The sequence below is a fragment of the Pseudomonas fluorescens genome (assembly GCF_000968015.1).
GTDB lineage: Bacteria > Pseudomonadota > Gammaproteobacteria > Pseudomonadales > Pseudomonadaceae > Aquipseudomonas > Aquipseudomonas fluorescens_W.
In genome coordinates this window covers 1-13,836 of the sequence record NZ_LACH01000068.1, presented here as the reverse complement: position 1 = coordinate 13,836, position 13,836 = coordinate 1, and the positions used below count along the sequence as shown (strand labels likewise).

Genomic DNA, 13,836 nt, shown 5'->3' with positions numbered 1-13,836 from the left:
TCCTCACTTGATCGGATATAACGTAAATGGAACACCAGCATCATCAAACTTCATTTCAAAGCCGTCCAATTTAATAAGCCTTGGATTTTCCTTTGACCTAGTGTTTGGTACATATCCCTCCCCGGCACCCGGAAGCCTCATTCTAACGATGTTATTATCCTCTCCGTCCTTCCCCGTAAATCGAGACAGCCCTCGCTCAGTCCTCGTTGTTGCAAGAGTGTAAGCCTCGAGCATCAACTCCCAACTGCTAAATCTGGAGCTTGGATTACCACGTTGGTGCCAAGGTCTTCTACCAGTTATCGGATCCGTACCATCAATAGCACGCTGCTTCCACTTAGCATCTGGTACCGCTGGACTATGTTTTCCAACCATATGCATGCCTTGACTGTCGTTTAATCTTTTAACTTCTTTCTCGGCAAGCTCTGCAGCACTTAGTTTGGGCTTCGGCAGCGCCGGCTCACCCTCATCCACCCTAGCGCCAGTCGTATCATCCGGCGCCCCACACCGGAGCTTATTCGGCGGCGGGCAATTCCCGCTCAACCCCAACGGATCAACCCACCCCGTCGGATTCGGCGTGTACTGATACTGGTTCAGCCCACCCGCCAACTTGATCGGATCTGGCGTCAGATACCGACCAACCTCCGGATCATAGTACCGATGCCGGTTGTAGTGCAGACCACTCTCGGCGTCGAAGTACTGCCCTTGAAACCGCAACGGTTGCTCGAGCTGCTCTCCCCCACCAAACGCTAGGCGAGAGACTTTGCCGTAGGCGTTGTACTTCGCCGACCAGACGATGTCGCCGCTGTAATCCGTGAGTTCCTGCGGCGTACCCAGGTGATCGAGTTGGTAGTAGAACGGGCAGGCCTTGCGCGAGCCTTTGCCGTCGAGCATGGCCAACGGGCGGAAGCTGCCGGGTTCGTAGACGTAGCTGCGGTAATGCTCACGGCTGCTTTCGGCGATGAGGTTATCGCCTTGCCAGAAGAACTCGGTGGTTTGGCCGTCGACGGTTTTGCTGATGCGGCGGCCGAAGGCGTCGTAGCGGTAGGTTGCTTGGCTGCCGTTGGGCAGGGTGGCGCCGATCAGCCGGTGTTGGCAGTCGTAGCGGTACTCGGTGACGAGTTTTTGCCCGGTGCCGCGGCGCTCGCGGATCAGGTTGCCGAAGGCGTCGTAGTCGTAATGGCGGTCGCCTTGCATGAGCAGGCGATTGCCTTTGACGGTCGCGGCGCCGGGACGGTCTTGCATCAGCAGGTTGCCGGCGGGGTCGTGGGCGAAGCTTTCCGGTGGGTCGTCGCGGGTGTGGCGGACGCGGGTCAGGCGGTTGAGCGGGTCGTATTGGTAGCTGCGCTGGCCGTGACGGGTGTCGGCGATGCTGTCGAGATTGCCGTTGGCGCTGTAGGCATAGTCGCGGCGGTACAGCGCTTGTTGCTGTTGGCTGACGGCGTGGGCCTTCAGACGGCCCTGATCGTCGTAGGCATATTCGCTGAGCAACTGCCCCTGTTGGCGTTGCTGTTCGCGGCCGAAGGTGAATTGGTGGGTGGTGAGTCGCGCACCGTTGAGGTCGATGGCCGTCAGCGCACCGCCCTTGGCGTGGTGGTAATCGAGTTTGCTGTTGTCCGGCAGGCGCAGGCGATTCAGCTGGCCGCAGGCGTCATAGCCATAACGTAGCGAGCCCCAGCCTTGGTGCTCGGTAATCAGGCGGTCTTGCTGGTCGTATTCGAACTCCAGCGGATGGTCGTGACCGTCATCGACGCTGACCAACCGGCCGAGGCGGTCATAGCGGTATTCCACCTTGATGCCGTCGGGCAGGGTTTTGACCAGCAGGCGCCCGGCCGAATCCCGCTGATAAGCCGTTACCAGCTGTGAACCGTCCTCGCCGAACTCGGTTTTTTCCAGCAACTGGCCGTTGAGGTCGTAGGCGTACGCCGTGCGTTGGCCGTCGAAGCCGGTTTCCTGTCGGATCAAGCCATTGGGCGTGTAGTCCAGGAGATATTTTTCGCCAGATTCGTTTTCGATCTCGGTGAGCAACAGCTGGGCGTTGTCGTAGCGGTACTTCAGCTGGGTGCCGTCGGCATTGATCCGGCGGCTGACCAGGTGCAGATCGTCGACGTATTCGTAGTGGGTGACGCGGCCCTGCTCATTGCGTTCGGCGGTGATTTTTCCGTAGGCGTTGTAACTGAAGGCGCGGCTGGCGCCGGTAGGCAAAGTCGTCTGGATCAGTCGGCCAACGGCATCCCATTGGTACTGGGTAACGGCGCCGTGTTCGTCCTGCCGGGTAATCTGCCGCCCCAACGCATCGTAGGAAAACCGCCGCTGACCGCCGTCCGGCAAGGTCTCTTCGAGCAGTTGTCCCAAGGCGTTCCAGACGAAGACCTGCCGGCTGGTGTCCGGGTAACGGATCGATAGCAGCTGACCTTTTTCGTCGTAGTGATAGTGGGTGACATGACCGTCAGGATCGGTCGCTTCCGTGATGTCACCCTGGGCGTTGCGCTGGTATTTCCACAGCGCTTTGCCGCGAAACCGTGCGTGCAGGAAACCGTGGCGATACTCGTAGGTCGTCGGCTCGTCTTCCGACGGAATCAGCGCAACCAGCCGTCCGATCTCGTCATAACGGTATTCAGTGACAGCGCCGAGCGGATCCTGCTCGGCAATCAGCCGACCGTTGTCGTCGTAAGCCTTGAGGTGCTCGCCACCGTCCAGCTCGACCTTGCGCACCAGCCGTGCGCGGTCGTCGTGGACATAAACCTCTTCACTGCCATCGATGTTCTGGACTGTGACACTGCCCTCGTCATCCCAGACGTAACGCGCATCCATCTGCGAAAACGACGCCCAATGGCGGACACATCGGGCAGCCTTGCCGGACCTTTCCCACTCCCAGAAAAAACTCGCCCCACCGGTCAGTTGCCGCTGCAAGATGACGTGCTGATCGTCGTAGTCGTAACACTCGCTTTCGCCGGCGGCATTGGTGGCTTCGATCAGTTGATCGCGTTCGTCGTAGTGATACGTGACCAGCGTCTGTTCGGTGTGCCAGGCCTCGTCGAAGGTGTCGGCCGGCTGAAAACGCTGATACTCGACGGCGACCAAATGGCTGCAGTCATAGCGCAATAGCAAGGCGCGGCCAGCGCCGTTGTCGAGGCGTTTGATGCGGTCTTGTCGGTCGCGGGTGATGCGCAGTCGGTTGTCGTACCCGTCGCTGATCGCTGTCAGACAACCGTTCTGAAAGTGATAGAAAAGGGTTTCGTCACCGGCCTGGGCGAGGATCAGTTCTTCAGGCTGATCGCCCAGAAAAATCGCCGCGCGCGACAGGCTGTTGTGAATTTCCGGGCGCGCACTGTTCGGCAACGGGAAGGTAGTGCGGCGGTTTTCGTGGTCGATCCAGATGACCGTATCGCCGTCGATGTCCAGGCGATGGGATAACGAATGGCTCCAGCCAAAACCTAAACCGTTGTCGATCTCGGCCGCGCTGGTGCGGTAGAGCCGGGTGAAATCGAACGGCAAAATCCCGTCCAGTGCACCGTCGGTGAGGGTCAGCAGCTCTTCACCGGTGACCATCGAGACCGGGCATTTGTTGGTGGCGGTTTTATCAACGGAATCGGCGCTGTCGCCGTTGGGGTTTTTAGCCTGATCCGGGACGTTGTCGTGGTGTTCGTTTTGCTTGAGCGTGGTATTGCGTCTGGCATCCCAGCGCAGTTGCATCCGGCCTTTTTTCATACCGGCCGCGATGCCCCTCGCGGCAACTTTTTTGTAGCGGTCGACGTAGCTGATGAAGCTATTGATGATCGTGAAAATCGCTTTGACGAGGCGCAGAACAGCGCTGAGTAATTGCGCAGCTCGATTAGCCAACCGCATCGTCAAATAGGCGATACCGGCTCCCGCTGCAGCGAACGTCAGAACGATGCTAATCAGGATGTCGATCAACAGTTGCACCACCACCGTCGACACAGCCTCGGCGGTTTTGCCGGCGATCTCGCCGGGCGGCAGCATGTCCAACCAGAGGCTGGCGGTGCGTAACAGCAGGCACAGCGCCGCTTCGTCACTGGCCAGCAGTTGGGCTTTTTCCATGACATCCGGAGCGGTTTTCGCGAGGTTCTTCAGCTCTGTGGCGCTCTCACCCAACCGATCACCAAACTTCCCGGGATCCTTGAGGATGTCCGAAAGCAGGCCGATGCCGTCCCACACACCTTCGATTGCCGCCCAACTACCCGCGAGCATTCCATTGCCTACAGCGACCGAAGAAGATTCCGACCACTTCGGCTTAAACGTCTTCCATTCATCACGCAGCCATTTCTCAAGTTCCTTTGTCAGGCCGTTGTAGGAAGAGAAAAGATCTTCAACTTGCTGCGGTGTGACTTCGTTGTGGACGTGAATGCGGTAGAACTTGCCCTCGCTCCCCTTGAACGTCCCTTTGCCATTTTCATCAAGCGTGACAAGCGTCGTTTCGCCGCTCTCAAGCGCAATCACATCAACCTGAATATTCCCCACGGGAATGTCATAAACCGATTCAAACTTGCTCTCGATCTCTAGCTCTCCACCCTTCGGGCATTGCACCACGGAGGAGAAAAAATCGTCGTCGCCACTGCTCACCGCAGTGCTGGCATTGCCGAACCTTATGATCCGCTCCATGCCCATCAACGAAGGCAAATCAGCCGCGTGACTGGCCTTATCCGCCGCCTGGCTGAGCCAGTGCTTCAACTGTTCGCGGTAAAGGGAAAGGGTGTTTGGGAAACCGTCGAGCTCCTGCTCGATCCGTACAATCTGATCCATCAGTCCAGCTCCGTTATCAAGTAATCCACCAAGGCTGATTTCGGTGCTTGAGGCAGATCCGGCGCCTCCAGAAAGATCGCGACCTTGTGGCGCAATACGCTCGCCGAAAAGGCCTCATAAAGAGCAGGTCGGTCCTCGTTCAACCACATCAGCAAGTTGTTAATGCGGGTTGTTGCGGACTCCGAGGCGAGGTGTTTGAGCAGCGATTCGGAAACTTCCCACCACGGAAAAACCCTGGAGGTTTTCAACGCACTGCCACCGATATCGAGCGGCTGGCCGCTGATTAAAACGCGGTCAATCACAGGCATTAGCTGCGTGGCGTTAACGTCGGCGGACTGAAGAATCGGCAGCAAATAGCGCCCGTCCCAGAACCGAAAAAACACCGCATTACCGTTGGGCAAAAGGACTTGAGTGAGGCTGCGAAGATGCTCGACCAGCACCTCCTGAGGGGCAGTAGAAACCGCCAGCCAGCCCCAATCCCGAGATTCAGTGGTGGCAACCCATTCCAGAAACTCACTGCCAGCAGCGACGATTCCGACATAGGGCATTACCGGTTCCCACTCGGCGTAAGCGGTATCGGCCCAGATCGGACTGGGTGCTTGAGCTGTGATCGAACGCTGCCAGGCTTTGAACGGTTCAGCGCCGCTCGCGTTGCTGAAAACCGCGAACATCTGCTCGGAAGGCTTGAGCGGTTGGCGATCCAACCAGGCGTGGGGTGACAAGGCATCAGGCTGCACAGACACCGTCCTTGCAGCGCTCACATTCCTCACAGAACGGCGCGTCGCTTTTCAGGCTCAGGATCTGTGCGGCACTCAGCAGCGCGGCCGGGGCGGCGACGAGCTTCAAGGGTGTGTCCGGCGATGCAGGTGCCGCCGCCATGGCCGGCATCAACGCCCCGCCCACCTGAATCGGTACGCTGCTGAAGATCCCGCCGGGACCGATGTTGATCCACTGCCCGCCCGCCTGAATCGTCGCGCTGGCCCCGCCGTCGATCACCACTTGCTGGCCGGCGCTGACATGGAATTGCTGACTGGCATTCAGCGCCTGACTGGTCACCCGAATGTGCCGGTCACCCACGACCACCAAATGATCATCCAGCTTCACCTCGGTCTGGCGCTGGCCATGGGTGATGCGGTGCTCGTCGGCCTTCAGCTCATGGCGAGCGGTGCCGGTGACGACAATGCTGCGGGCGTTATCGACCTGCACTTGTTGATCATTCAGTACGTGCTGGGTCCAGTTTCGCTGGGCGCGCAGGTAGATTTCCTCGGCACCTTTGCGATCCTCGATGCGCAATTCGTTGTAACCGCCGCCACCGGGACTGCTCTGGCTGCGGAAAATGCTGCGGGTTTTGTCGGCGGGTAGATCGAGTGGCACCGGGGATGCTGCGTTTGGCAGGCAACCCATCACCAGCGGTTTATCGGCATCGGCGTCGACGAATCCCACCAGCACTTCCATGCCGACTCGCGGGATCATCACGCTGCCATAACGATCGTGCGCCCAGCCGGTGGCGACGCGCAGCCAGCAACTGGAGTGTTCATCGAGCTGACCGTCGCGGTCCCAAGCCAGCTGAACCTTGACCCGACCGAACTCGTCGCAATGGATTTCACTGTCGGTCGGGCCGGTGACCACGGCGGGTTGATAGCCGAGCATGCGTGGTTTTTCCGGCCCGAGTGGAGGGCGAAACGAAACGTCCCACGGTGTTGCCAGAAAGGTATTGCGGTAGCCCTGGAAATCATCCGGGCTGTCGCTGGTGACTGACTCTTCCAGCACTTGCGGCTGGCGGCCACGGTGTTCGATTTCGGTGATCAACCACAGGTCATTCCATGCCTGGCGCGGATGCTCGGCCAGGTGTAGGAAATGCCCGCTGACCAGCGCCGATTCGTCGCCACGACCTTCGGCCTGACGGAAGTCGGCGTTGTGGCGTTCGAGTGCTCGCTGGGACAGATGCTTGCCGTGTTCGCGGTCAGTGAATTGGCCGGGGAAGTGGTAATCCTCGAGCACCGGTCGCAGCTCACTGTCGAGGCGGCTTTCAAGTTGCAGGTGAGGTTTTTTGAAGTCGTAGTCGCGACGGGTTACCGCTGTCGTCCGGGTTTCCAGTCGCACGTTGAAACGTTTGATGGCCGGCGCATCCGCCGCCATTCCGCTGCCCGGCAGGTATAGCGTCGGCTCGGGCAGACGAGGGAAAACCGTCTGGTCATCACCAAACACCAACAGATGTCCGTCGAAGCCGTGCTGAAAGTGGTAGTGAATGCCGATCTCGGCACACAGTCGCTGAATGAACGCCAGATCGCTTTCGGCGTATTGCACGCAGTACTCGCGCGCTGGGTAGTCGCTACCGAGCCGAAACTCGAACGCATCACGCTGGATGCCGTGGTCCTTGAGAATTTGCGCGACGATCGCCGGCACGCTTTTGTGCTGGAAGATCCGCTGATTGATGCGCTGACTCAGGTAGGCGAGACGCGGCACGAGGCTGATTTGGTAGCCCGTCAGCCGTTGTCCGGAATCGCTTTGGCCAACGCGAAAAATCTGACCATGTATGCCTGAACCCTGCGCATCAAAACTCAGAAACGCCTGACGATGCAGGAGGCTTTCGAGTTCGATGTCGGGCCGTTCGCTGACCAGTTCCAGGTCAAAACGGTAGGGCTGGCTGATGGCTTCCGTGCCCGTGAACTCAAGCACCTTGAGCTCATTCTGGACGCCGTCGATGGTCAACGTGAAACGCGGTTGATTGGCAGGAGCGAACATCCGATGTGTCTCTGCAGAATGAAGGCGGGCGATTCTGCATGAGCGACAAGGGGCATTGATGGAGGGACAGGGAAATCAGATTTGCCCTACTTTTTTAGAGATTTTTCCTTCAACAATCAGTGTGTTTGGCTACAGACATCTCCCTCAAAACCACCACCGCCCCCTGTAGGAGTGAGCCTGCTCGCGATAGCGGTTAATCATTCAACATTGATGTCGACTGACCTGGCGCTATCGCGAGCAGGCTCACTCCTACAGGGGACAAATAGGGATTCGAGATTTGTGCAGGCCAAAAAAACGGCCCGCCTCCAAAAGGAAGCGGGCCGTTTTCATGTTCGGCGAAAGGTCAGAGCATCAGCTCATTCCCATCACTTGTTCAGGCGGAAATCTGCCTCGGCAGCGGCGAAGCGCTGAAGCATGCCTTTGGTAGGCTCGCCCATTTTGCTGACGATGTAGATCGCCAGGCTGGCGAAGATGAAACCAGGGATGATTTCGTACAGACCCAGCAGTTCGAAATGCTTCCAGACGATCACGGTGATCGCGCCGACCAGGATGCCAGCCAGTGCGCCGTTGCGGGTCATGTCTTTCCAGATCACGGAGATCAGGACAACCGGACCGAACGCAGCGCCGAAACCGGCCCAGGCGTAGCTGACCAGACCCAGCACACGGTTGTTCGGGTTAGCGGCCAGACCGATAGCGATCAGGGCAACCAGCAGCACCATGGCGCGACCGACCCAGACCAACTCGACCTGGGAAGCGGATTTACGCAGGAAGGTTTTGTAGAAGTCTTCGGTCAGGGCGCTCGAGCACACCAGCAATTGGCAGCTCAAGGTGCTCATCACAGCAGCCAGAATGGCCGACAGCAGTACACCGGCAACCCATGGATTGAACAGGATCTTGGCCAGTTCGATAAACACACGTTCGTGGTTTTCGGAAACCGGCATTGCCACGGCAGGGTTCGCCGAGAAGTAAGCGATACCGAAGAAGCCGACAGCCACGGTGCCGCCCAGGCACAGGATCATCCAGGTCATGGAGATACGGCGAGCTTTAGCGATCGACTTGACCGAATCCGCCGCCATGAAACGCGCCAGGATATGCGGCTGGCCGAAGTAGCCCAGGCCCCAGCCCATCAGCGAAATCACGCCGATGAAGGTGGTGTTTTTCAGCATGTCGAAGTTGCTTGGATCTTGTGCTTCGATCGCCAGGAACGTGGTGTCGATGCCGCCAGTGGCCAGCAGCACGATGATCGGCGTCAGCAGCAGGGCGAAGATCATCAGCGTGGCTTGTACGGTGTCAGTCCAGCTCACTGCCAGGAAACCACCGACGAAGGTGTAGGCAATCGTCGCCGCAGCGCCAGCCCACAGTGCAGTCTCGTAGGACATGCCGAAGGTGCTTTCAAACAGACGGGCGCCGGCCACGATGCCGGAGGCGCAGTAGATGGTGAAGAACACCAGGATCACGACCGCGGAGATGATCCGCAGCAGGCCGCTTTTGTCTTCGAAACGGCTGGAGAAGTAATCCGGCAGGGTCAGTGCATCGCCGTTGTGCTCGGTCTGCACGCGCAGACGGCCGGCGACGAACAGCCAGTTCAGGTAAGCACCAATGATCAGGCCGATGGCGATCCAGCTTTCGGACAGACCGGACATGTAGATAGCGCCCGGCAGGCCCATCAACAACCAGCCGCTCATGTCGGAGGCGCCAGCGGACAATGCAGTCACGACGCTGCCCAGGCTGCGACCGCCCAGAATGTAGTCAGAAAGGTTGTTGGTGGAGCGATAGGCCATGAAGCCGATCAGCACCATTGCTGCGATGTAGATCACGAACGTGATCAGTGTTGGATTGCTTACGCTCATTAAGTGATGCCCTGGCTTTGTTTTTATGTAGCGGCAGAGTGTGAAACCGCCGACAAACGACAACGTTTGTTCAGACGATTTCGGGGTCCGCGCATTTATGACTGATGTTTCCCCAGGAAAGCCATCAGCCGGTGCACCTGTCTTTTTTGACCGGTTGCACCTTGGGCGCGAATGCTATTCAACAAAGCAAATAAGGTGCAACCAGTTTCTTGAGAATAAGTTGCACCTAGTCGGATTTACCTGAAATAAGCCTGTTTTTGCTCCCTTTTAGGGCAGTACCATCGGTTTGCTAGAAGCAAAAGCACCAAGCAAGAGCGGTACGTTCGTACCGGAATTTATTTCCTGACGAGCTGCTTATAATTCCGACAAAAAAAGGGTTGCACCCGGTTGCACCTCGACGGTTGCACGGCTAATCTTGCCGCCAGCTGATGCCACGCGGTCGTGGCAAACATGAGGATAAAAATATGGCGACCACCACCCTAGGGGTCAAACTTGACGACCCGACCCGCGAGCGCCTCAAGGCTGCCGCGACCTCGATTGATCGCACGCCGCACTGGCTGATCAAGCAGGCAATTTTCAATTACCTGGAAAAACTCGAGGGTGGTGCAACCCTGACCGAGCTGAGCGGTTTGATCAGCAAAGACGCTGACGACGCCGGCGAAGTCCACGCTGACCACGCGCACCAGTGCTTCTTGGAGTTCGCTGAAAGCATCCTGCCGCAATCGGTGCTGCGCGCTTCGATCACCGCTGCTTACCGTCGCCCTGAGCCGGAAGTGGTGCCGATGCTGATCGAGCAGGCTCGCCTGCCGGTCGCCATGGCTGAAGCCACCAACAAGCTCGCCGCCTCGATTGCCGAGAAACTGCGCAATCAGAAGAGCGCCGGCGGCCGTGCCGGGATTGTTCAGGGCCTGTTGCAGGAATTTTCCTTGTCGTCCCAGGAAGGCGTGGCGCTGATGTGCCTGGCCGAAGCGCTGCTGCGCATCCCGGACAAAGGCACTCGTGACGCCCTGATCCGCGACAAGATCAGCACCGGCAACTGGCACCCGCACTTGGGCAACAGCCCGTCGCTGTTCGTCAACGCCGCCACTTGGGGCTTGCTGCTGACCGGCAAACTGGTCGCCACCCACAACGAAGCCGGCCTGACTTCGTCCTTGAGCCGCATCATCGGCAAGAGCGGCGAGCCGATGATCCGCAAGGGCGTCGACATGGCCATGCGCCTGATGGGCGAGCAGTTCGTGACCGGCGAAACCATCGCCGAAGCCCTGGCCAACGCCAGCAAGTTCGAAGCCAAAGGCTTCCGCTATTCCTACGACATGCTGGGTGAAGCCGCACTCACCGAGCACGACGCCCAGAAGTACCTGGCCTCGTACGAACAAGCCATCCACTCGATCGGCAAAGCGTCCCACGGTCGTGGGATTTATGAAGGCCCGGGCATTTCGATCAAGCTGTCGGCACTGCACCCGCGTTACAGCCGCGCCCAGTACGAGCGCGTGATGGACGAGTTGTACCCGCGCCTGCTGTCGCTGACCCTGCTGGCCAAGCAATACGACATCGGCCTGAACATCGACGCCGAAGAAGCTGACCGCCTCGAGCTGTCGCTGGATCTGCTGGAGCGCCTGTGCTTCGAGCCGCAACTGACCGGCTGGAACGGCATCGGTTTCGTGATCCAGGCTTATCAAAAGCGTTGCCCGTACGTGATCGACTACGTGATCGACCTGGCTCGTCGCAGCCGTCATCGCCTGATGATCCGCCTGGTAAAAGGCGCGTACTGGGACAGCGAAATCAAACGCGCCCAAGTCGAAGGCCTGGAAGGCTATCCGGTCTACACCCGCAAGGTTTACACCGACGTTTCCTACATCGCTTGCGCCCGCAAACTGCTGTCGGTGCCGGAAGTCATCTACCCGCAATTCGCCACGCACAACGCCCACACCCTGTCGGCCATTTACCACATCGCCGGTCAGAACTATTACCCCGGTCAGTACGAGTTCCAGTGCCTGCACGGCATGGGCGAACCGCTGTACGAACAGGTTGTAGGTAAAGTTTCCGAAGGCAAGCTGAACCGTCCGTGCCGCGTGTACGCACCGGTCGGTACTCACGAAACGCTGTTGGCGTACCTGGTACGTCGTCTGCTGGAAAATGGCGCGAACACTTCGTTCGTCAACCGCATCGCCGACCAGTCTATTTCGATTCAGGAGCTGGTGGCCGATCCAGTGGCCAGCATCGAGCAGATGGCGACGCTGGAAGGCGGCTTCGGCCTGCCGCACCCGCGTATTCCGCTGCCGCGTGATCTTTATGGTACCGAGCGCGCCAACTCCAGCGGCATCGACATGGCCAACGAACATCGTCTGGCTTCGCTGTCCTGCGCCTTGCTGGCCACCGCTCATAACAACTGGAAAGCCGCGCCGATGCTCGGTTGCGCGTCCAGCACCGAAACCCCTGCGCCGGTTTTGAACCCGTCCGATCTGCGTGACGTGGTTGGGCATGTACAGGAAGCGACCGTCGAAGACGTCGACAACGCGATCCAGTGCGCCCTGAATGCTGCACCGATCTGGCAGGCAACTCCGCCCGCCGAGCGTGCCGCGATTCTGGAACGTGCCGCCGATTTGATGGAAGGCGAGATCCAGCCGCTGATGGGCCTGTTGGCTCGCGAAGCCGGCAAGACTTTCGCCAACGCCATCGCCGAAGTGCGTGAAGCCGTGGACTTCCTGCGTTACTACGCAGTTCAGGCTCGCAACGATTTCACCAACGACGCCCACCGCCCATTGGGTCCGGTGGTGTGCATCAGCCCATGGAACTTCCCGCTGGCAATCTTCAGCGGCCAAGTCGCTGCTGCCCTGGCTGCCGGTAACCCGGTCCTGGCCAAACCTGCGGAACAAACCCCGCTGGTGGCCGCTCAAGCCGTGCGTTTGCTGCTCGAAGCCGGGATTCCGGAAGGCGTGCTGCAACTGCTGCCGGGCCGTGGCGAAACCGTTGGCGCTCGTCTGGTCGGTGACGATCGGGTTAAAGGCGTGATGTTCACTGGCTCCACCGAAGTCGCCCGCTTGCTGCAACGCAACGTCGCGGGTCGTCTGGATGCTCAGGGTCGCCCTATTCCACTGATCGCCGAAACCGGTGGCCAGAACGCGATGATCGTCGACTCCTCGGCACTGACTGAACAAGTTGTGATCGACGTGGTGTCCTCGGCCTTCGACAGCGCCGGTCAACGTTGCTCGGCACTGCGCGTACTGTGCTTGCAGGAAGATTCCGCTGACCGTGTCATCGAAATGCTCAAAGGTGCCATGGCTGAATGCCGTCTTGGTAATCCAGAGCGCCTGTCCGTGGACATCGGCCCGGTGATCGACGCCGAAGCTAAGGCCGGCATCGAGAAGCACATCCAGGCCATGCGTGACAAAGGTCGCAGCGTGTACCAGGTGGCAATCGCCAACACCGAAGAAGTCAAACGCGGCACCTTCGTGATGCCAACCCTGATCGAACTGGAAAGCTTCGACGAGCTGCAACGGGAGATCTTCGGCCCGGTGCTGCACGTGGTTCGCTACAAGCGCAAAGACATCGATCAACTGATCGGTCAGATCAACGCGTCCGGTTACGGCCTGACGTTGGGCGTGCACACTCGCATCGACGAGACCATCGCCAAGGTGATCGACAACGTCAACGCCGGTAACGTCTACGTGAACCGCAACATCGTGGGTGCTGTGGTCGGCGTGCAGCCGTTCGGTGGCGAAGGCCTGTCGGGTACTGGCCCGAAAGCAGGTGGTCCGTTGTACCTGTACCGCCTGCTGTCGACGCGCCCTACCGATGCAATCGAACAATCCTTCGCTCGCGGTGATGCCATTACGGCACCGGACGTTCGTCTGCGTGATGCCATGAGCAAACCGCTGAAGGCTCTGCAAGCCTGGGCTGACAGCAACAAGTTTGCCGACCTGAGCACCCTGTGTGTGCAGTTCGCAGCGCAGTCGCAAAGCGGGATCACCCGTGTTCTGGCGGGCCCGACCGGCGAGCGCAACAGCTACGCCATCCTGCCGCGCGAACACGTGCTGTGCCTGGCGGAAGTCGAAGGCGATCTGCTGACGCAACTGGCGGCGGTATTGGCCGTCGGCGGTTCGGCGGTATGGCCGGAAGCTGAATTGACCAAGGCATTGTTCGCACGTCTGCCGAAGGAAGTTCAGGCGAAGATCAAGCTGGTTTCCGACTGGAGCAAGGACGAAGTGCTGTTTGATGCGGCTCTGCATCACGGCCATTCCGATCAGCTGCGTGCGGTCTGCCAGCAAGTGGCCAAGCGTGTTGGCGCAATTGTTGGGGTTCATGGCTTGTCGCAAGGCGAAACCAACATTGCACTGGAGCGTCTGGTGATCGAGCGGGCGTTGAGCGTTAACACTGCGGCGGCGGGTGGTAATGCGAGCTTGATGACTATCGGCTAAACCACAACAAGACCGGGCATCCGCAATGGGTGCCTGGAATGCAAAACCCTGTAGGAGTGAGC

The 13,836-nt window shown here is 59.2% G+C and carries 5 protein-coding genes; 1 reads left to right on the top strand and 4 read right to left on the bottom strand.

From position 1 onward, the window contains the following. Positions 1-3 precede the first annotated feature (3 nt). From VD17_RS26500 to putP, 4 genes are all read right to left on the bottom strand, one after another. A complete protein-coding gene (locus VD17_RS26500) occupies positions 4-4,761 on the bottom strand; it encodes an RHS repeat-associated core domain-containing protein (protein WP_046056418.1) in 4,758 nt (1,585 codons plus the stop codon). After that, positions 4,761-5,498: a DUF4123 domain-containing protein gene (locus tag VD17_RS26495; protein WP_046056417.1), complete on the bottom strand. Its 738-nt coding sequence runs from the start codon at positions 5,496-5,498 to the stop codon at positions 4,761-4,763. Before VD17_RS26495 ends, VD17_RS26500 begins: the two co-directional genes overlap by 1 nt. Continuing rightward, positions 5,488-7,506 carry a type VI secretion system Vgr family protein gene (locus tag VD17_RS26490; RefSeq protein ID WP_046056416.1) on the bottom strand — a complete coding sequence of 673 codons (2,019 nt, stop codon included), beginning with the start codon at positions 7,504-7,506 and terminating at the stop codon, positions 5,488-5,490. Before VD17_RS26490 ends, VD17_RS26495 begins: the two co-directional genes overlap by 11 nt. A 365-nt stretch (positions 7,507-7,871) precedes the next feature. After that, positions 7,872-9,356 (bottom strand): sodium/proline symporter PutP, encoded by a 1,485-nt coding sequence (gene putP / locus VD17_RS26485; protein ID WP_046056415.1) that lies wholly within the window; start codon positions 9,354-9,356, stop codon positions 7,872-7,874. A 464-nt stretch (positions 9,357-9,820) separates the two neighbouring features. Between putP and putA the strand changes: the two genes are divergently transcribed. Next, entirely contained in the window at positions 9,821-13,774 is a 3,954-nt protein-coding gene (putA, locus tag VD17_RS26480) for a trifunctional transcriptional regulator/proline dehydrogenase/L-glutamate gamma-semialdehyde dehydrogenase (RefSeq protein ID WP_046056414.1), read from the top strand. Positions 13,775-13,836 lie beyond the last annotated feature (62 nt).

Bases quoted from the DNA above. Each gene is read 5' to 3' on its own strand.
- VD17_RS26500 (WP_046056418.1), bottom strand. From the start codon at position 4,761: ATGGATCAGATTGTACGGATCGAGCAGGAGCTCGACGGTTTCCCAAAC.
- putA (WP_046056414.1), top strand. From the start codon at position 9,821: ATGGCGACCACCACCCTAGGGGTCAAACTTGACGACCCGACCCGCGAG.
- putP (WP_046056415.1), bottom strand. From the start codon at position 9,356: ATGAGCGTAAGCAATCCAACACTGATCACGTTCGTGATCTACATCGCA.
- VD17_RS26490 (WP_046056416.1), bottom strand. From the start codon at position 7,506: ATGTTCGCTCCTGCCAATCAACCGCGTTTCACGTTGACCATCGACGGC.